This is a genomic window from Providencia sp. PROV073 (assembly GCF_033688125.1).
GTDB lineage: Bacteria > Pseudomonadota > Gammaproteobacteria > Enterobacterales > Enterobacteriaceae > Providencia > Providencia hangzhouensis.
Genome location: NZ_CP096353.1, coordinates 112,411 through 131,393, shown reverse-complemented (window position 1 = coordinate 131,393; position 18,983 = coordinate 112,411). Strand labels below are relative to the sequence as shown.

Below are 18,983 nucleotides of genomic sequence, written 5' to 3'. Positions count from 1 at the left end.
AGACTACGGCTTTGCTTTTAGTCTGAGTGATAAATTTACGTGATGCAAGTGACAGCGTTCGCCTACCTACTAAAAATTGGTTATTATCAACAACCATTTTTTGCTGGAAAGGCTAATGACTGAAATCATCGACACCTTTATTGCTCCGCCCTGTCACGATGAGATAGAAATTATCTATCAGGATGAGCATCTGGTTCTTATTAATAAGCCAAGTGGCCTACTCAGCCTTTCTGGAAAAAACCCACAAAACTTAGACTCCGTCCATCACCGATTAGTAAAAATATTCCCAGACTGTACTCTTGTTCACCGTCTCGATTTTGGCACATCTGGGTTGATGGTGGTTGCTCGCAATAAAGCCATCAATGCAGCTCTGAGCCAGCAATTTAGCCAACGCTCCGTCATTAAAATATACCAAGCTCTACTTTGTGGCCACTTAGCTAATGATGAGGGTGTCATTGATGCGGCAATAGCAAAAGACCCTGCACAGTTTCCCCGCATGTCGCTTTGCGAGGTGAATGGCAAACCTGCCCGCTCCCACTATCAAGTGATTGAGCGTCTGTATCACACATTAGATGATGACACATTGCTCCCAGTAACCCGAGTCCAATTAATACCTGAAACAGGGCGTACCCACCAGCTACGCATCCATTGCCAAAAATTAGGTTACCCTATATTAGGCTGCGACCTATATGGTGGGCGATTATTACAATGGACTGAGCAGACTCCACGTTTACTTTTGCACGCTAGTGAATTGCATTTTGTTCACCCTGCGAGTCAGAAGAACATTAAAATATTTAGCGCCCCCCCGTTTTAGCACCAAAGCCACGGCTTAAAATTTGACGAGTATTACCACATCAGGTCGTCAGGGATCTTAAAGTCCGCATACGGGTCATCTTCATCCTGTTCTTCTTGGCTCAGCGCATTGTTGAGTACGATACTATCCGCATCTCTTTGCGTTATTTTATCCGCTACACTTGCTGGAATAATCACATACTCGTTAACATCACTGTTATCAATCGCTAAACGTGCAATTGCCAAACGCCCACTGATCAATTGCGTTTGTGTTATCTTGTCTACAACAACTTGCTTGATAACGTTGTTATCTGTGAAATTAAAACTAATATCTCCCTTTGAAATATCAACTTTATTCATTTCAATAAGTTGTTTAACTTGCGCTTTAAACTCTTTGGATTGCACCATTTGTTTATGCTGCTCACTCAATTGTTTGTCACGCTCAAGCTGTGCTTTTTTATTTTCTTCTACGGCTTCCCTTGCTTCACGCGCCTGAACACGTGATTTTTTAGCCGTTCTTTGCACTTTTGCCATTTTCTTGCTGGTAACTAATCCTGCTTTTAGCATTTGCTCTTGTAAGGTGAGTTTCGCCATCTTCGCCTCTAAATCTATCGGATAATTATGTGATTATACCTGTAGCGACTGAGACCTGATAGGCTTTGAGCTTTATTGATGGAGAAATTATGTGATGCTATTTAAGAAAAGATGCTAGCGATGATAATACAATTATTGGCTGAACCTACATTGGTTTGATAATAAGTTCTATTTAACAATTTATCATAAGCGTTATATTTGATAGCTAACCGCCCAATATCCCTTTTCCCCCCCTTATCTAGAATAGTGTATACTTGCCGACAAGAAATTTATTCACGGTTAATTAATATAATGAAAGAAATCGAAAAAGCACAAATTAAGCTTCTTAGCGACCGTTTAGATCTTATTCGTCGCCAGATGGCAAGTATGCAACTGACGAGTGAAGTAGAAAAACACGCAGAACTAGAGAAAGAAAAAGCGACACTGGAAATTGAAATCGCTCGTCTGAAGGCGGTGCGTAACAAAAAACTAAGCAAAGAAGCGCAAAAACTAGTAGATATGCCGTTCAAGCGTCCCATCACTAAGAAAGAACAAGCCGACCTTGGCAAGCTGAAAAAATCCGTGCGAGGCTTGACCATTGTCCATCCAATGACGGCATTAGGCCGCGAAATGGAACTGGATGTTATGACCGGTTTTTCTAAGGCTGATTTCTAGTTAGAAAGTCAACCCAACTAAAATCTGTAATGCCCAACGAATACTGGGAGGTTCTTAATACACTTTTTATAGTTATGAACCGCTAGTAAGTAATTCAGCCGCTCATCATCCATCACAAACCCTTTGATCAGATACCGTTCTAGCGTTTGCGTTGCCTACTGGCGAAATTGAGTGCCACCAACAGATGTAACGCAGTAACTGACAGCAAGCACATTATTTTACTAAAAATAATGTGCTACTATATTTATAAATTCTGTTGAAAGAAAACAGTGAGTTTATCGAAAGGGATCTTGCTTAGATTATCATATAAATCAACATGATCAGCATTTGGAATAATCAAGAGTTCTTTAGGATCTGAAGCTACTTTGTACACATCTTCAGAATAATAACGAGAATGTGCATTTTCCCCTGCAATCAGCAAAATTGGTCTTGGTGATATCATTTCAATATTGGTATGCATAGGAAAATTAAAAAAAGATATAGGCGTTGTTGCTGTCCACGCGGTTGTTGAATTAATTGAACGGGGATGAAAACCTCGAGGAGTACGGTAATAATCAAAAAATGCGGCTAATACAGGCGGTGCATTCTCTGGCAGAGTCTCCGGTAAAACACGTTGTCCCTCGATAATATTGCCATCTTCATCGAATGGCACCTCATGGTAACCTAAAGCATAGTGTCCGTTTTTTGCATCTTTCCAGCGCTGCTGGCTAAGATAATCAATCACTTTATGTCGTTCTTCAATGGTGTAACTATCTTGGTATCCGCGGCTAATACTGCGAGACATATCGTACATTGATGCTGTTGCTACGGCTTTAATACGTGAATCGCTACTCGCTGCAGTTAAAGCCATACCACTTAATCCGCAGATAGCTAACGCACCAATACGCTCGCGATCCACATTTGGCTGTAGCCCTAAAAAATCGACAGCAGCACTAAAGTCTTCCGTATTGATATCCGCAGAAGCAACATTTCGAGGCTCACCCTCACTTTCTCCAGTAAAAGAGGGATCAAATGCTAGAGTAATAAAACCACGCTCTGCTAATGTTTGCGCATACAACCCCGAAGACTGCTCTTTTACTGCGCCAAATGGGCCACTCAATACAATCGCAGCAAATAACCCACTAGTATGTTTAGGTTGATATAAATCTCCGACTAAGGCTAAACCATAACGATTTTTGAATGTGACTTTTTTATGTTCAACCTTATCACTTTTTACAAAGGTTTTATCCCATAGCTCACTGAAATTTGTATTTGGTTGCGCTAATACTGGCGCTGTAATTATCGATGCCATACCTGCAACAGCAATACTTGCCCCCGTTAATTTCAATAAATCTCTACGTTCATGATCCATAATGTACATCCTCTTTTAGTCATTTCTTTGGAAAAGCTCTATCACAGCTTGTTTTGGTGATGTAAATTGTAGATATTCCAGCCCATCGGTTATTTTTCCTAATTTAAATAACCCTGAGGAGTAACTAAATGGTTGATAAAAAATAGCAATATTTCCCCAAGGGGCATAATAAGTAATATCCCCAATCTCTGGCTCGATCCCACTAGATGAATTGCGAGTTAGTAGTTTTCGGGGAAGATAAGTGATTTTTTCTGTGGATGAATAATCTGCTAACTCAACAGTGAGCGGTAATAAACTGATAAAATCACGCGTCATTTCTGAATCTTTTAATTCTGCCTTGATTATTTGCGTATCAAGACGAATTTCGATTAAATACACTTTAGGTTCTATTGGTAAACTACGTGCCAATAATGGCTGGCTGATGCAGGCAAATACCAACAGAAAATAAAAATTTAATGGGGTAAGCCTATTTTTAAATAATAGATTCAACATATTATTTTTCCTTTTCAGCCTTTGCTGTGCATTGAACAAGTATTGCTGCGACTACAAGAAATAACGCACTGACTGCAAAGGTACTTTCATAGCCCATCAAATCAAATATTATGCCTCCCACCGAAGCGCCGCAGGCAATGGAAAGTTGGATCACAGCAACCATCAATCCCCCTCCTGCTTCTGCACTATTTGAAAATATTCGAGGTATCCAACTCCACCAACCAACAGGCGCCGCAGTCGCGATAAAACCCCAAATACTCAATAATACGATGGAAGTAAGACTGGAATAGCCAAAGAAAATAAGTGATACCGCAATACTGGCCATCAATAGTGGAATGGCGATTAATGTTTGATAGAACCCTATTTTTAATACACGATTAATCAGTAGAGTTCCGATAAATCCCGTAATACCAATAAGTAACAAACTAAATGTCACCATCGAAATATCGACTTTTACGACGGTCTCAAGAAAAGGGCGTACATAGGTAAATAAGGTAAATTGCCCCATAAAAAATAACCCGATAGCAAGCATACCCAGTGTGATAACGCGGTATTTAAAGAAGCTAAAAATACTGAAAATCTGAGGCGTATTTTGATGAATGTTCGGATCAGTTGGCATTGAGGGTAAACTCACCCACAACCACAAAATAGTTGCAATCGCGATAGGCACCAAGCCTAAAAATGCCCCTCTCCATCCAATAGTTGAGCCCAGATAAGCTCCTAAAGGTGCAGCAATAACCGTTGCTAGCGCATTGCCGCTATTGAAAATAGCCAGTGCCTTAGGAACTTGATCTATCGGCACAAGGCGCATTGCTATCGCAGCAGACATAGACCAAAAACCGCCAACAACAATACCGATTAGCGCACGGCCAACCATATAAATATAATAATTAGAGGCCAAGGCAATCATTGCACCTGACACTCCCATTAAGACAGTAAGCCCTAGTAATAAGGTTTTACGATTTAAATTATGAGTAAGTGCAGAAATAAATAAGCTCGTTATGACAGCAAATATTCCTGAGATAGTAATACCTTGTCCCGCCATTCCTTCTGTCACCTGAAAATCAAGCGCTAACGGTGTTAACAAGCTCACAGGCATAAATTCTGAGGCTATCAATACAAAAACACATAGCGTCATGGCAAAAACTGCACTCCAGTTCGCTCTTTCAGGAAAATTTCGCTCTTGAAAAATGGCATTATCCATCGATTATATTCGCCTATGTACCTACGATATTTAATGGACATCATCATGGCATACAGGTAATAATTTAATTAGTGGGTATAATCTTCATGAACTTGTGAGAAAAATTCATTAATGATGAAAGGTAAAATGAATGACTTGCACGCTTTTCTTATCGTTGCTCAAGAGCAAAGTTTTACAAAAGCGGCTGCAAGACTTGGTGTGACGCCTTCGGCATTAAGCCATACAATACGACTTTTGGAAGAACGCTTAGGGATTCGACTTCTCGCAAGAACAACCCGAAATGTTTCAGTAACAGAGGCTGGCGCACAGCTAATGAATGCCATCCGACCATTATTTGAACAGATTGATATTGAACTTAATGCATTAAGTGAGTTAAGAGACAGCCCTAGAGGGACTATTCGCTTAAGTTGTACCGATGACCAAATAGAAATTTATATTCGACCAATATTGAATAATTTTTTACAAAAATACCCTGATATCACAATAGAAATATATGTGGACTATGGTTTTACAAACATTGTTGAAGAACGTTTCGATGCAGGAATTCGAATTGGCGATGATATCAATAAAGACATGATAGCAGTTCGCATTGGGCCAGATTGGCGCTTAATTGCAGTCGCTTCACCGGACTATTTTAAACAGCACCCTAAACCTTTATTTCCTAACGACTTATCTGAACATCAATGCATCAATATTCGCCATCGTGCTGCGGGGGCTATTTATGCGTGGGAATTTAAACAAAATGATCATACAACAAGTATAAAGGTGGATGGGCAACTCGTTTTCAATAGTACACTGCACCAGTTAAATGCAGCGCTGGACGGAATGGGAATAGCCTATATTCCAGAACATTTAGCCGAGCCTTATATTGCCAAGGGGAAGTTACAGGCTGTATTAATCGATTATAGCCCTTACTTTGAAGGTTTTCACCTGTATTACCCAAACCGTCGACAGTCCTCACCCGCTTTTATGGCTTTTGTAGAAGCGATACGGTATCGAACAAAGTAGTCGCATTTGGTGAGTTGGATAAATAGCAGTGCCCCCATTAATACCCCCAGATTGGTTTTTTAGTGGTAGGCTTTTTTACTAATCCCACCAGCACATTGCAAAACTTCACGGTCATTAAAACTTAAAAACTGATCCAGCTTGGTATCCCAATCCTGTAAAAAAACTTGCTTACGACGCAGTGCTTAGTCTTCTGCAAAATCTAACCACATATTGACGATACGGTTTAATTCTTTCAGTTCATTTTCTCGAAGATAGTTCTTCGCGATCGTGACATCGGTTTTACGCACCTCATCAAATTTATAGCTGGTTAAGCCCATATCCAGCTGACTGGCTTTAAGCTTCACTGTGGGGGCATCCAAAAAATAGGGAAAAATTATGCCCCCAATTTTGCCCCCAAACAGGGGTATAAACCAGTAAACAAGGGGAGAATCAGACAGACATCGAAGTGATTAATCTTGTTGATTTAAAAGGAAAATATAGACTTTGGGAGAAATTCAGAAACTGCGTTTGGCGGAAGATCACAGGAGTCGAACCTGCCCGGGACTGCTGGCAGCCCCAACTGGATTTGAAATCCAGCCGCCTCACCGGAGACGACGATCTTCCTCTATAGATTGGAAAGTGATTATAGACTGAATTCATTATTTTCCAAAGCATTGAAACTACAACTATTGCCTTTATTGATAAAAACCAACAAAAACCCCATTTATTGATAAGCGTTAATAAGAAAAAACGTTAGATTGATATTGAGGTTTGTACATCTGCCCCCATATACTTTCTTATATTCGCAATGGCGTGCTGGTTCTATCACCCATAACATTTATCCTATTTGGGTATAAGTTCGCCATTTAACTTTTATTGTCAACACAGTAAGCCTTGGCCTACGAGCACAAGCCTGCAATCACAGGATGTTTTATGACAAATTCATTATTAGCCGATTCCGCACTACCCCGTTTTTCTACTATAGAGCCTGCGGATATTTTTCCCGCGGTCCAACACGTACTCAATGAATATCGCCAAACAGTAGAAAACCTGTTGAGTGCAACAGATCAATACACTTGGGACAACCTGTGCCAACCTTTAGAAGAAGCCAGTGATAAGCTGTCTCGTGTTTGGTCGCCAGTGAGTCATTTACACTCCGTGAAAAACAGCCCAGAACTGCGCGAAGAGTATGAAAAATGTTTACCATTACTGTCTGAATTCAGTACCTGGATGGGGCAGCATGAGCCTTTGTATCAAGCATATAAATCATTAAAAGAAGGGGCTGAATTTAATTCCCTTAGCCAAGCTCAACGTAAGTCTATCGAAAATACCTTACGCGATTTTGAGTTATCCGGCATTGGCTTACCTGCTGAAAAACAGCAACGTTATGGTGAAATTGTGGCACGTTTGTCGGAGATAGCGTCTAAATTTAGCAATAACGTGCTTGATGCAACTATGGGTTGGACCAAACTGATTAAAGATGAAAAAGAATTAGCGGGTATGCCAGAAAGCGCTATTGCTGCAGCAAAAGCCATGGCTGAATCAAAAGGTGAAGAAGGCTACTTACTCACTCTCGATATGCCAAGCTATTTACCTGTTATGACCTATGCTGATAACGCAGAATTACGTCGTGAGATGAGCCATGCATATAGCACCCGTGCGTCTGACCAAGGCCCAAATGCGGGTAAATGGGATAACAGCGAATTAATCGATGAACTGATGGCTTTACGCCACGAGCTAGCGCAATTATTAGGTTTTAAAAACTACGCAGAAAAATCCCTAGCGACCAAAATGGCCGAATCGCCAGAACAAGTGCTGAATTTCCTCAATGATTTAGCTGACCGTGCTCATCAGCAAGGGGAAAATGAACTGGCTGAACTGACGGCTTTTGCTAAAGAACATTATGGTGTCGATACGCTTGAATCTTGGGATTTAGCCTATTACAGCGAAAAACAAAAACAGCATAAATTCTCATTAAATGATGAACAATTGCGCCCATATTTCCCTGAACAACGCGTCCTGAATGGCTTGTTCGAAGTTGTTCATCGCATTTATGGTTTAACTGCCAAAGAACGCAATGATGTAGAAACATGGCATAAAGATGTGCGTTTCTTTGAACTCTATGATGAAACCAATACCTTACGCGGCAGCTTCTACCTAGACCTCTATGCTCGCGAACATAAACGCGGTGGAGCTTGGATGGACGATTGTGTTGGCCGTATGGTGCATAAAGACGGCTCATTACAAAATCCTGTAGCCTATTTAACCTGTAACTTCAATAAACCACTTGGCGATAAACCCGCACTGTTTACTCATAATGAAGTCACTACCTTATTCCACGAATTTGGTCACGGCTTACATCATATGTTAACGCAAATTGATGTTGCAGATGTCGCAGGGATTAACGGTGTACCATGGGATGCTGTCGAGTTACCAAGTCAGTTTATGGAAAACTGGTGCTGGGAGCCTGAAGCCCTCGAATTTATTTCCGGCCATTATGAGACAGGCGAACCATTACCAACAGAAATGCTTAATAGCATGTTAGCAGCAAAGAACTACCAATCAGCCATGTTTGTTCTGCGCCAGTTAGAGTTTGGCCTGTTTGATTTCACCTTACATGCTGAGTATGACCCAGCCAAAGGTGCGCAAGTCATGCCAACGCTATATGCGATTAAAGATAAAGTCGCTGTGGTTCCTTCACCAAAATGGTCGCGCTTTCCACATGCTTTTAGCCATATTTTCGCAGGTGGCTATGCAGCTGGCTATTACAGCTACTTATGGGCAGATGTGCTTGCGGCAGATGCATACTCACGTTTCAGTGAAGAAGGCATCTTTAACCGTCAAACAGGTCAGTCTTTCCTCGACAATATCTTAAGTCGTGGTGGCTCAGAAGAGCCAATGGCGCTGTTTGAACGCTTCCGTGGTCGCAAACCAGAATTAGATGCCATGTTGAAGAGCTATGGTATTCATGGCTAATCGTATTGAGATCCAATTGATCTGCGAAGAGGGTGCCGATCCCGGCACTCTTTCTCAACTTTCTGAAAAATGGCAACTTTCTCATACCCCTGATGCCATTATGGCGGTTGTACTTACGCCTGAAAACTTACAACTGCGCAAACTAGATGAGCCTAAATTAGGTGGGATTTTTGTTGATTTCGTCTCTGGGGCGATGGCTCATCGTCGCAAATTTGGTGGAGGTCGCGGTGAAGCTGTTGCCAAAGCCGTCGGGATCAAAAAAGATTATCTTCCCGATGTCATTGATGCCACTGCTGGCCTAGGGCGTGATGCCTTTGTTCTAGCCGCTCTCGGTTGCCATGTCCGTATGTTGGAGCGCCACCCTGTAGTTGCTGCTCTATTGGATGATGGTTTACAACGAGGCTACCAAGATGCAGAAATTGGCCCATGGTTACAAGAGCGAATGTCATTGATTCATGCATCCAGTATTACAGCACTGAGTGAGATAACCCATGCCCCTGATGTTATCTATCTTGATCCGATGTACCCTCATCGGCAAAAAAGTGCTTTAGTGAAGAAAGAAATGCGAGTATTTCAGTCATTGGTGGGAGCAGATGATGATGCAGATTCATTATTAGCCCCTGCGATTGCTTTGGCTAAACGTAGAGTGGTTGTTAAGCGCCCTGACTACGCTGAGCCCCTTGCGGGACAAAAAGCGCCATCAGCAGTTACCACTAAAAACCATCGGTTTGATATCTATCCATGCATTAAAAATAGCGAATAAACGTAACGGCGAAGGGCGTATGTACAGGTGAATTTATCAGTATGATACAGCCGCCCTTTCGCGTACGTTTGAGGTCAGAAGATTACAACACACCCTGCCCAAGCATTGCATCTGCGACTTTTACGAAGCCCGCGATGTTAGCGCCTTGAACATAGTTAGTTTGTTTCTCTTCACCACCGAACTCCACACAGTGCTGGTGGATATCCAACATGATGTGATGCAGACGGGCGTCAACTTTCTCTGCTTTCCAACCTAGACGAGCCGCATTTTGAGCCATCTCAAGACCTGAGGTTGCCACACCACCTGCGTTAGCCGCTTTACCTGGCGCAAACAGCACTCCTGCTTCAAGGAACAGCTCAGTTGCAGGAATAGTCGTTGGCATATTAGCCCCTTCAGCGACCGCTTTAACGCCATTTTTGATTAACACTTTTGCTGCATCAACATCCAGCTCATTTTGTGTTGCACATGGCAGAGCGATATCGACAGGAACATTCCATGGTTGCTGGCCCGCTAAGTAAGTTAAGCCAAACTCTTTTGCATATTCTTCAATACGACCATAGTTGTTTTTGATTTCTTCCAAACGTGCGAGTTTTTCTGTTGTAAAGCCGTCTTCATCAACTACAGTACCGCTTGAATCGGAAGCTGTAACCACTTTGGCACCTAGCTCCATGCATTTTTCAATGGTGTACTGCGCAACGTTACCAGAACCAGAAACCGCGACACGCATCCCTTCGAAACCTAGGCCATGACGTTTTAGCATCGCATTTGTGAAGTAAACCAAACCGTAACCGGTTGCTTCAGGGCGAATTAAACTACCACCAAAAGACAAGCCTTTACCGGTAAATACACAAGAAGTGTCATTAGACAGCTTTTTCATCATACCTGTCATAAAGCCCACTTCACGGCCACCAACACCAATATCTCCTGCTGGGACGTCAGTATTTGAACCAATATGGCGATAGAGTTCTGTCATCAATGCTTGGCAGAAACGCATCACTTCACCATGACTTTTACCTTTAGGATCAAAGTCAGAGCCACCTTTACCACCACCCATTGGCAATGTGGTCAAAGCATTTTTCAGTGTTTGTTCGAAGCCTAAGAATTTCAGGATAGATAAATTCACAGATGGGTGAAAACGCATACCACCTTTGAATGGGCCGATTGCAGAGCTAAATTGCACACGCCATGCACGGTTAACTTGAACTTTACCTTGGTCGTCTACCCAACATACTCGAAATTGAATTACACGCTCAGGTTCAACAAAACGTTCAAGTAATGCTTGGTCACGATACTTAGCATTTTGCTCTAAGAACGGCCAAAGGGAAGTGAATACTTCACGCACGGCTTGTAGAAATTCAGGTTGAGAAGGGTCTCTTTTTTGGACAGACTCCAAGAACGAAGATAGTGATTGTGTCATCTATGTCTTCCTTTTTAACATGTAGTTGTTGTGATGTGCCTCACTCTTTCTTATCATTATTTTTAGGAAATGTGAGGTTGATTTGTGTTTGCCTATTGAATATATCATTAGTTTGTATTCTAAATTCAAGGTTTTTTTTCACTCTATAGCAAAATAAATTGCTTGACCTGCCAATAACTCCCTCAAAATACATATTTTGAAACAAAAAAAACGCCTGCATAAGCAAGCGTTTTCAGTGAATAATATTTCAAATTGAGTGATATGGATTATTCTTCATCATCATTTAGTGGCACAATCAACATATCCACATGAACAGTATTGATTAACTGGCGAGCAGATGACATCAGCTTGCTCCAGAAATCTTGGTGATGCCCACAGACCACTAAATCCATATTGTATTTCTTAATCGCGTCCACAAGTACTTGGCCTAGGTCGCCACTACCACTGAGTGTTTCTTGGATTTCATAACCTGCGCCCGCAGACAAATCCTTCAGAGCATTACGTGTTTCATCAGTAATACGTTGCTGCATGTCACCAAGATTGACATCAATAAGACCGGTATAGAGGTCTGAATAGTTAACATCAACATGGATCATAGATACTTTGGCCCCGTAAGGTTTTGCCATAGAGACAGCCTTATCCAGTAATACTTTACTTTCAGGTGATAAATCTACCGCAACGAGAATATGTTTGTAAGCCATAAGTAAGCTCCTTCCGAATGCTGATTATCTGGTGGTTATGCCTTCACCACATCTTTATGAATACTATACCTGCTAATTGTGATTATTAAGTGTTGCTTTGATCACATCTAAGCAGATTAACCTTAAAATCATCACTTCATATAACATTTTATAAAACAATAACATCATTCATTCAATATTAATATATTGCCCTAAAAAATTCGAGTTATGGCGACTCTTTAGTTTAGAAATGCAACAAAGTTGCACAGCAGACTGTGATAATAAAGTTCAGTAACTCAGATTTATTTTCTTCAATAGAAACAAGAGGTCATCACAAATTTGCGCTAACTGCACTTTTTTTAAACAGTAATTTATCCTACAATAAAATAACTGAGTATAAGTACAATTTTTCTGCTGTATTTCCTTTGCGACAATTGCTGTGAGCTTGAGCTAGGTTCTAAGGAGAGGATTATGTTCAGTATGATTGCATTATTTTGGGCATTATGCATTTTGTGCATCTTAAATATGATGCGGTACTTTTCTTCCGTTCGTGTTTTATTGTCTATTCTAAGGGATTCAGATCCCCTGCTTTATCAATCCGTTGATGGTAATGGTTTTTTTACTACACACGGCCAACTGAACAAACAACTGCGGTTAGTTCGATACATAAATAATAAACAATATCTGGAACATTACGACCCAGAAGTTATTTTGCGTTGTGAGCGGATCCGTAAGCAATTCATGATGATAAGCAGACTCAGTATTCTTGTTGTCGTGAGTTTAGCCTATTTATTGATAACAGGTTAATTGTGATTAGTAACTTGCTAGCGAGAAAATAGTGATGACCTTCCGATCATCACTATTTTATATATGTAGATTACTGTGTTCATGTAACTGTTAAAGGCTCCATACTCATGTATGAAGCCAAAATTAGTGCGACTAGATAAACAACAGCGATAGCCAGTACAAACCGCCCGATAACACAATGGACACCGGTAAAGTCAATAACCATGCTAATGCAATGCTTTTAATGGTTTTTGTTTGTACACCACCACCATCGACAACCATCGTCCCCGCAACCGCAGAAGATAAAACCTGCGTTGTTGAAACTGGCATACCAGTATAACTTGCCACGCCGATAGAAACTGCTGCAGTCACCTGGGCAGATACACCTTGCGCATAAGTCATGCCTTTCTTACCAATTTTCTCACCAATGGTCACAGCAACACGCTGCCAACCAAACATGGTGCCTAATGATAATGCTAAAGCAACCGCAATAATGATCCACAGTGGCGCATATTCAACGGTATACAGCAAATCATTACTGAGTTTTTTCAGTAAGCTGGCATCTTTCGAACTGGTTTCTGGCAATTTCGCAACCGCATTCGCAGTATCAGAGATACACATCAGCAAACGGCGTGCGTGGTTACGTTGGTCTGGCGTCAGCTCTTCATAGCTTTGAATGCCATCAAGCATCTTTTGCGCTTGATTTAAAATAGCGCTAGTACGCGTGCTATCACAATGGAATTCACCGCCAGGCTCATCACTACTTTCTGCAACGGCCGGGGCATTTTCTATTGCATGGTTTAACGCTGGTTTATGTGTTTCATAGTATTGTTGCAGGTGGACAACCGCATCATGTGTTTTTGCGATGTCATAACCGTTAGAATTCATATTCATAACGAAACCTGCTGGAGCAACACCAATTAACACCAGCATGATAAGACCGATGCCTTTCTGGCCATCGTTCGCACCATGGGAGAAACTCACCCCAACTGCTGACAAAATCAATGCAGTACGGGTCCAGAATGGTGGCTTACGCTTACCATCTTTTTTCTCACGTTCCGCTGGTGTTAAGTGAATACGACGACGTTTCTTTGTGCCACTCCAATAACGGCGCAAAAAGAAAATCATCAAACCAGCAATCACAAAACCGATAGCGGGAGACAAAATTAATGACATGAAAATACTGATCATTTTCGGTATATTCAAGGCATCAACAACAGACGAATCAGTCACAATCGCGTTGGTTAAACCCACCCCGATTATTGCCCCGATCAGTGTGTGTGAACTGGAAGCAGGGATACCGAAGTACCAAGTTCCAAGGTTCCAAATAATTGCAGCCAAGAGCAATGAAAAAACCATTGCAAGGCCGTGAGCTGAGCTCACATTAAGCAAGAGGTCTGTTGGTAAGAGATGGACAATGGCATATGCAACGCTCAACCCTCCCAGCAAGACACCAAAAAAGTTAAAAACCCCTGCCATGACAACTGCGAACTGAGCCCGCATTGCTCTGGTATAAATAACCGTTGCTACCGCGTTAGCGGTGTCATGGAAGCCATTTATAGCCTCATAGATCAGCACAAATAACAGTGCCAGAACTAATAATAGACCTGTATGAAATTCTAAACCTGTAAAAAGATGTAGCATAGACGTTAAGCCATTATATGTTGGACATGAACGCGGCGCATTATCAGTGACAAACGCTGGCGGTGGAAGCAAAATCTAACCTTTTTTTGATTTAACTACCCATCAAAAAAGCACCTCATAGCAATTACCCCATATTTTTCAATACATTAAAGCAATCAAACTTATTCTGAATTTTTGAAACTTTTTAACGATATTTCCAGAAAATAATCGTTGTTTGCTTTTTTTAGACGAATTTTTCTAATTATAATACGTCCTGTATAGTTTTCATCAGTTCTTCCTCAAAGCTTTACATTACAATCCCGGTGAGATGACGTAAAATATCCCGGTTATCAATGTAATTACGCTTAAAATCAAACATATATAGAGACACTTATTGTGAAAAATTTCGACGTTATTATTTTAGGTGCTGGTGCAGCGGGTTTATTCTGTGCCTCACACTCTGGCAAACGCGGTTTGAAGACGCTAGTGGTTGATAACGGGAAAAAATTAGGCAGAAAAATATTGATGTCCGGTGGCGGGCGCTGCAATTTCACTAATATGTATGCAGAACACAGCAATTACATTTCAACAAACCCACACTTTTGTAAGTCAGCACTTGCTCGCTATACACAGTGGGATTTTATTGCCTTAGTGGCCAAATATAATATTCCCTATCATGAAAAAACCTTAGGGCAGCTTTTTTGTGATAATAGTGCACAAGATATCGTCGATATGCTGCAAAGTGAGTGTAATCTACCTAATATCACTATCAAGTTACGCAGTGAGGTGACTGCCGTTGACAAAGCAGATAATGGTTTTTTAGTCACGATCAACGGCTCTCAAGTAAGTACCCACTCACTTGTCGTTGCAACAGGCGGCCTATCTATGCCAGGTTTAGGTGCGACCCCTTTTGGCTATCGTCTTGCGGAACAGTTTGGGCATACTATTATTCCAACACGAGCAGCACTGGTGCCATTCACCTTACATAAACCCCTTTTAGAAACCTTACAGGTACTTTCAGGTATTTCTGTCCCTGCAACGGTAACAGCGGCAAGCGGCACCGTATTTAAAGAAAATATTTTATTCACCCATCGGGGACTTTCTGGTCCAGCTATTTTACAAATATCCAGCTACTGGAACCCTGGCGAGTACGTGAGTATTAACTTACTTCCAGATATCTCCGTCAATGATTTTATCGTTTCAGAGAGACAACAGCACCCAAATCAATCATTGAAAAATACCTTAGCTAAATTATTACCAAAACGGCTAATTGAGGTATTACAAGCCCAAGGACAAATCCCTGAGTTTGCTCTAAAACAGCTTAATCATCCTCAAATTGAAGCGTTACACACCACCTTACACCAATGGCAGGTGCAACCTAATGGAACGGAAGGTTACCGTACCGCCGAAGTGACATTGGGTGGCGTTGATACTCACGAAATATCATCTAAAACCATGCAATCACTTAAAGTACCAGACCTGTATTTTATTGGTGAAGTGATGGATGTGACCGGCTGGCTCGGAGGTTACAATTTCCAATGGGCATGGAGCTCCGCGGCTGCATGCGCGGAAAGCTTACCTCTCCCTTTTGCAAAAAACGACTAAAAAACACTCGGCCTTAACCAGACTCTTAACAGGATTGCTCCGTTAAAGTTATCGGCCTTTATTTATGGCCAAATAATCTTAATCCATTGAAAAATAATGGTTAATATTTAATTTCATATAAATCATATAATTGCAGTTTTAATTATAAGATATATTATTTTGGTTAAAAATAATGCTTTACAAACGATAGTGATAATTATTATCATTATCATCACTTCCTCAACAGGGTTACTTAGTCACCCTTTGCAGGGAGTACGACATTGCTCACATTGCTTCCAGTGTTTACTTTAGCCAGCCTTGCGCTGGCTATTTTTTTATTCACACCACATTCTCTGCAATCACCTTATATCTTATTCAAATTTTTTGGATCCTATGGTTAATGGGAGCTACTTTTCTCTGTGTATAAATTGGTTAAACTGTCATCAATACATTTAGAGCGAGTTCAACCAAGGTTGAAACCCGTACAGGAGAGAACACGATGATCTATTTACGCAAAGCGAACGAACGTGGTCATGCAAATCATGGGTGGCTCGACAGTTGGCATACTTTTTCATTCTCTAGCTACTATGATGAGCAATTTATGGGCTTTTCTGCGCTGAGAGTGATTAACGAAGACTTTATTGCTGCTGGCCAAGGGTTTGGAACACATCCCCATAAAGATATGGAAATATTAACCTACGTGCTCAATGGTACTGTGGAACATAAAGACAGCATGGGCAATATGGAGCAAATCCCTGCGGGTGAATTTCAAATAATGAGTGCGGGTACGGGTATTCGTCACTCTGAGTACAACCCAAGTAATGAAGAAGAGCTACATCTGTACCAAATTTGGATCATTCCTGAAAGAACAGGCATTGAGCCACGTTATGAGCAAAAACGATTCGACTCCAAAGACGGCAAGCAATTGGTGCTATCACCGGATGCACGTGATGGCTCATTAAAAATTTATCAAGATATGGAACTGTGGCGCTGGGCATTACCTGCTAATGAAACACACACCCATGCGATCGCTGATAAACGTGTCGTGTGGATTCAGGTCGTTAAAGGGAGTGTTGAAGTGAATGGCCAAAAAGCAACCACCAGCGATGGTTTAGCCATTTGGCAGGAAACTGAACTCTCCATCAAAGCGAGTGAAGATAGCGAAATTCTATTGTTTGATTTACCATCCGCAGAATAATCATTTTCACAACAATAAAGGCTCTACTTTGGTAGAGCCTTTATTATTTATTGATTCACAAAACCAATTACAGTTTTGGCCCTGCTTTCACCAGTGCAGCGCCTGCTGGGGTGTCCGTGTACTTATCAAAGTTGTTCACGAAACGTTCCGCTAAGTCTTGCGCTTTTTCATCCCACTGTGCTTTGTCTGCATAAGTATTACGTGGGTCAAGGATATTGGTATCCACACCCGGTAATGCTGTTGGGATTTCTAAATCGAACACTGGCAGTTTAATCATGTCTGCTTTTTCGATGTCACCACTTAAAATAGCGTCAATGATGGCACGTGTATCTTTGATGGAAATACGTTTACCTGTACCGTTCCAGCCTGTATTCACTAAGTAAGCTTTCGCGCCCGCTGCTTCCATACGTTTAACTAATACTTCAGCGTATTGTGTTGGATGCAGTGATAAGAATGCCGCACCAAAGCAAGCGGAGAAGGTTGGAGTTGGTTCCGTGACACCACGCTCTGTACCTGCTAATTTCGCGGTAAAACCTGATAGGAAGTGGTACTGCGTTTGCTCAGGCGTTAAACGAGAAACAGGAGGTAACACACCAAATGCATCTGCGGTTAAGAAGATAACTTTTGTTGCATGGCCCGCTTTAGAAACAGGTTTTACAATATTTTCAATGTGGTAGATTGGGTAAGAAACACGGGTGTTTTCTGTTTTTGAACCATCATTGAAATCAACTGAACCATCTGCCAACACCATCACGTTTTCCAATAACGCATCACGTTTGATTGCGCCATAGATGTCTGGCTCAGCTTCTTTAGATAAGTTGATAGTTTTTGCGTAGCAACCACCTTCAAAGTTGAATACGCCGTCATCATCCCAACCGTGTTCATCGTCACCAATTAACTTACGTTTTGGATCGGTAGAGAGTGTGGTTTTACCTGTTCCAGATAAACCAAAGAAAATGGCTACATCACCTTTTTCGCCGACGTTAGCAGAACAGTGCATAGATGCAATGCCTTTTAATGGCAGCAGGTAGTTCATCATAGAGAACATACCTTTCTTCATTTCGCCGCCATACCAAGAGCCACCGATCAGTTGCATGCGTTCGGTTAAGTTGAACGCAACAAAGTTTTCTGAATTCAAACCTTGTGCTTTCCAATTCGGGTTAGTACATTTTGCGCCATTCATGACGATGAAATCAGGTTCGAAACCCACTAATTCTTCATCAGATGGGCGAATGAACATGTTTTTAACGAAATGCGCCTGCCATGCAACTTCGGTGATAAAACGTACTTTTAGACGAGTGTCAGCGTTCGCACCACAAAATGCATCAATGATAAACAAACGTTTACCTGACAGTTGTTCAGTCACTAAATGTTTGAGATCCGCCCAAACTTCTTGTGACATAGGTTTGTTGTCATTTTTACCTTTACCTTGGTCTGCCCACCAAACTGTATCGCGAGTCACGTCATCACGTACAATATATTTATCTTTTGGTGAACGACCAGTAAAGATACCTGTATCAACCGCAACAGCTCCTAAAGTGGTTACTGTTCCACGCTCATAACCTTCAAGTCCAGGCTTAGTTTCTTCCGTGAATAATAGCTCGTAACTTGGGTTATAAACCACTTCAGTTACATCATGAATACCGTACTTTTCAAGTTCCTTCAGGGTAATGCTTTTAGCGCTCATTATATTGCTCCTGGTAAACATAACTAATCTGCGGATGATCATAATTCTTTACGACTAATTAACAGCGATTGCTATCAAAGAATTGAAAATGTATGATTTTTTTTAATTCATAATGAGACTTAGAGCACGTAATAATGCTTTAAAATTATAAGAAAAAGGTGCAGAATTGCACCCTTGTCACATAATTAGGTTGCT

Annotated in this window: 16 protein-coding genes, 1 tRNA gene and 2 pseudogenes; 8 read left to right on the top strand and 11 right to left on the bottom strand. The window is 41.3% G+C overall.

Annotated elements, in window-relative coordinates:
- Positions 1 to 115: 115 nt before the first annotated feature.
- Positions 116 to 814, top strand: a complete 699-nt coding sequence (locus M1F17_RS00545; RefSeq protein ID WP_094960883.1) for an RluA family pseudouridine synthase — start codon at positions 116 to 118, stop codon at positions 812 to 814.
- 32 nt (positions 815 to 846) lie between these two features.
- Here M1F17_RS00545 and M1F17_RS00540 read toward each other — a convergent pair whose 3' ends face one another.
- Positions 847 to 1,386 carry a DUF2058 domain-containing protein gene (locus M1F17_RS00540; protein WP_004263100.1) on the bottom strand — a complete coding sequence of 180 codons (540 nt, stop codon included), beginning with the start codon at positions 1,384 to 1,386 and terminating at the stop codon, positions 847 to 849.
- 291 nt (positions 1,387 to 1,677) lie between these two features.
- On the opposite strand from M1F17_RS00540, the gene M1F17_RS00535 reads away from it, so the two are divergent.
- Complete coding sequence (locus M1F17_RS00535) at positions 1,678 to 2,040, top strand: YibL family ribosome-associated protein (protein WP_036958636.1); 363 nt, start codon at positions 1,678 to 1,680, stop codon at positions 2,038 to 2,040.
- 95 nt (positions 2,041 to 2,135) lie between these two features.
- Here M1F17_RS00535 and rhuM (M1F17_RS00530) read toward each other — a convergent pair.
- From rhuM (M1F17_RS00530) to M1F17_RS00515, 4 genes and pseudogenes are all read right to left on the bottom strand, one after another.
- Positions 2,136 to 2,252, bottom strand: a pseudogene (gene rhuM / locus M1F17_RS00530) (RhuM family protein); the annotation flags it as partial.
- Positions 2,253 to 2,284: 32 nt separating this feature from the next.
- Positions 2,285 to 3,400 carry an alpha/beta hydrolase gene (locus M1F17_RS00525; protein WP_094960890.1) on the bottom strand — a complete coding sequence of 372 codons (1,116 nt, stop codon included), beginning with the start codon at positions 3,398 to 3,400 and terminating at the stop codon, positions 2,285 to 2,287.
- Positions 3,401 to 3,406: 6 nt separating this feature from the next.
- On the bottom strand, positions 3,407 to 3,883 hold the full coding sequence (locus tag M1F17_RS00520; protein WP_318837167.1) for a cyclophilin-like fold protein: 477 nt from the start codon (positions 3,881 to 3,883) through the stop codon (positions 3,407 to 3,409).
- Between the two features lies 1 nt (position 3,884).
- Positions 3,885 to 5,087, bottom strand: coding sequence for an MFS transporter (locus M1F17_RS00515; RefSeq protein WP_197739537.1), 1,203 nt, complete (start codon positions 5,085 to 5,087; stop codon positions 3,885 to 3,887).
- Positions 5,088 to 5,198: 111 nt separating this feature from the next.
- Between M1F17_RS00515 and M1F17_RS00510 the strand changes: the two genes are divergently transcribed.
- A complete protein-coding gene (locus tag M1F17_RS00510; protein ID WP_096863483.1) occupies positions 5,199 to 6,095 on the top strand; it encodes a LysR family transcriptional regulator in 897 nt (298 codons plus the stop codon).
- Between the two features lie 68 nt (positions 6,096 to 6,163).
- On the opposite strand, the pseudogene rhuM (M1F17_RS00505) reads toward M1F17_RS00510, so the two are convergent.
- Positions 6,164 to 6,427: pseudogene (gene rhuM, locus M1F17_RS00505) on the bottom strand (RhuM family protein); the annotation flags it as partial.
- Positions 6,428 to 6,603: 176 nt separating this feature from the next.
- Positions 6,604 to 6,698: transfer RNA gene (locus M1F17_RS00500), tRNA-Sec, on the bottom strand.
- A 309-nt stretch (positions 6,699 to 7,007) separates the two neighbouring features.
- Here M1F17_RS00500 and prlC point away from each other — a divergent pair.
- Complete coding sequence (prlC, locus tag M1F17_RS00495) at positions 7,008 to 9,050, top strand: oligopeptidase A (RefSeq protein WP_004263141.1); 2,043 nt, start codon at positions 7,008 to 7,010, stop codon at positions 9,048 to 9,050.
- Positions 9,043 to 9,813 (top strand): 16S rRNA (guanine(1516)-N(2))-methyltransferase RsmJ, encoded by a 771-nt coding sequence (gene rsmJ, locus M1F17_RS00490; protein WP_094962881.1) that lies wholly within the window; start codon positions 9,043 to 9,045, stop codon positions 9,811 to 9,813. Before prlC ends, rsmJ begins: the two co-directional genes overlap by 8 nt.
- An 82-nt stretch (positions 9,814 to 9,895) precedes the next feature.
- On the opposite strand, the gene gdhA is transcribed toward rsmJ, so the two are convergent.
- Positions 9,896 to 11,230, bottom strand: coding sequence for an NADP-specific glutamate dehydrogenase (gene gdhA, locus M1F17_RS00485; protein WP_004263145.1), 1,335 nt, complete (start codon positions 11,228 to 11,230; stop codon positions 9,896 to 9,898).
- 266 nt (positions 11,231 to 11,496) lie between these two features.
- The gene (gene uspA / locus M1F17_RS00480) at positions 11,497 to 11,931 is read right to left on the bottom strand and encodes a universal stress protein UspA (protein WP_004263149.1); all 435 of its coding nucleotides are present in this window, start codon (positions 11,929 to 11,931) and stop codon (positions 11,497 to 11,499) included.
- 450 nt (positions 11,932 to 12,381) lie between these two features.
- On the opposite strand from uspA, the gene uspB reads away from it, so the two are divergent.
- Entirely contained in the window at positions 12,382 to 12,717 is a 336-nt protein-coding gene (gene uspB, locus M1F17_RS00475; RefSeq protein WP_004263154.1) for a universal stress protein UspB, read from the top strand.
- Between the two features lie 132 nt (positions 12,718 to 12,849).
- Here uspB and pitA read toward each other — a convergent pair whose 3' ends face one another.
- Positions 12,850 to 14,340, bottom strand: a complete 1,491-nt coding sequence (pitA, locus tag M1F17_RS00470) for an inorganic phosphate transporter PitA (RefSeq protein ID WP_004263157.1) — start codon at positions 14,338 to 14,340, stop codon at positions 12,850 to 12,852.
- A 375-nt stretch (positions 14,341 to 14,715) separates the two neighbouring features.
- Between pitA and M1F17_RS00465 the strand changes: the two genes are divergently transcribed.
- Positions 14,716 to 15,924 (top strand): NAD(P)/FAD-dependent oxidoreductase, encoded by a 1,209-nt coding sequence (locus tag M1F17_RS00465; RefSeq protein WP_094962882.1) that lies wholly within the window; start codon positions 14,716 to 14,718, stop codon positions 15,922 to 15,924.
- A 478-nt stretch (positions 15,925 to 16,402) separates the two neighbouring features.
- Positions 16,403 to 17,101 (top strand): pirin family protein, encoded by a 699-nt coding sequence (locus tag M1F17_RS00460; protein WP_144141084.1) that lies wholly within the window; start codon positions 16,403 to 16,405, stop codon positions 17,099 to 17,101.
- A 67-nt stretch (positions 17,102 to 17,168) separates the two neighbouring features.
- Here M1F17_RS00460 and pckA read toward each other — a convergent pair whose 3' ends face one another.
- Positions 17,169 to 18,788, bottom strand: a complete 1,620-nt coding sequence (pckA, locus tag M1F17_RS00455; RefSeq protein WP_004263163.1) for a phosphoenolpyruvate carboxykinase (ATP) — start codon at positions 18,786 to 18,788, stop codon at positions 17,169 to 17,171.
- Between the last annotated feature and the right edge of the window lie 195 nt (positions 18,789 to 18,983).

What these genes read in the sequence shown, in the direction of transcription:
- pitA (WP_004263157.1), bottom strand. Translation starts at nt 14,340, where the DNA reads ATGCTACATCTTTTTACAGGTTTAGAATTTCATACAGGTCTATTATTA.
- uspA (WP_004263149.1), bottom strand. Translation starts at nt 11,931, where the DNA reads ATGGCTTACAAACATATTCTCGTTGCGGTAGATTTATCACCTGAAAGT.
- rsmJ (WP_094962881.1), top strand. Translation starts at nt 9,043, where the DNA reads ATGGCTAATCGTATTGAGATCCAATTGATCTGCGAAGAGGGTGCCGAT.
- M1F17_RS00535 (WP_036958636.1), top strand. Translation starts at nt 1,678, where the DNA reads ATGAAAGAAATCGAAAAAGCACAAATTAAGCTTCTTAGCGACCGTTTA.
- uspB (WP_004263154.1), top strand. Translation starts at nt 12,382, where the DNA reads ATGTTCAGTATGATTGCATTATTTTGGGCATTATGCATTTTGTGCATC.
- M1F17_RS00510 (WP_096863483.1), top strand. Translation starts at nt 5,199, where the DNA reads ATGATGAAAGGTAAAATGAATGACTTGCACGCTTTTCTTATCGTTGCT.
- M1F17_RS00515 (WP_197739537.1), bottom strand. Translation starts at nt 5,087, where the DNA reads ATGGATAATGCCATTTTTCAAGAGCGAAATTTTCCTGAAAGAGCGAAC.
- M1F17_RS00520 (WP_318837167.1), bottom strand. Translation starts at nt 3,883, where the DNA reads ATGTTGAATCTATTATTTAAAAATAGGCTTACCCCATTAAATTTTTAT.
- M1F17_RS00545 (WP_094960883.1), top strand. Translation starts at nt 116, where the DNA reads ATGACTGAAATCATCGACACCTTTATTGCTCCGCCCTGTCACGATGAG.
- M1F17_RS00460 (WP_144141084.1), top strand. Translation starts at nt 16,403, where the DNA reads ATGATCTATTTACGCAAAGCGAACGAACGTGGTCATGCAAATCATGGG.
- gdhA (WP_004263145.1), bottom strand. Translation starts at nt 11,230, where the DNA reads ATGACACAATCACTATCTTCGTTCTTGGAGTCTGTCCAAAAAAGAGAC.
- M1F17_RS00525 (WP_094960890.1), bottom strand. Translation starts at nt 3,400, where the DNA reads ATGTACATTATGGATCATGAACGTAGAGATTTATTGAAATTAACGGGG.
- pckA (WP_004263163.1), bottom strand. Translation starts at nt 18,788, where the DNA reads ATGAGCGCTAAAAGCATTACCCTGAAGGAACTTGAAAAGTACGGTATT.
- prlC (WP_004263141.1), top strand. Translation starts at nt 7,008, where the DNA reads ATGACAAATTCATTATTAGCCGATTCCGCACTACCCCGTTTTTCTACT.
- M1F17_RS00540 (WP_004263100.1), bottom strand. Translation starts at nt 1,386, where the DNA reads ATGGCGAAACTCACCTTACAAGAGCAAATGCTAAAAGCAGGATTAGTT.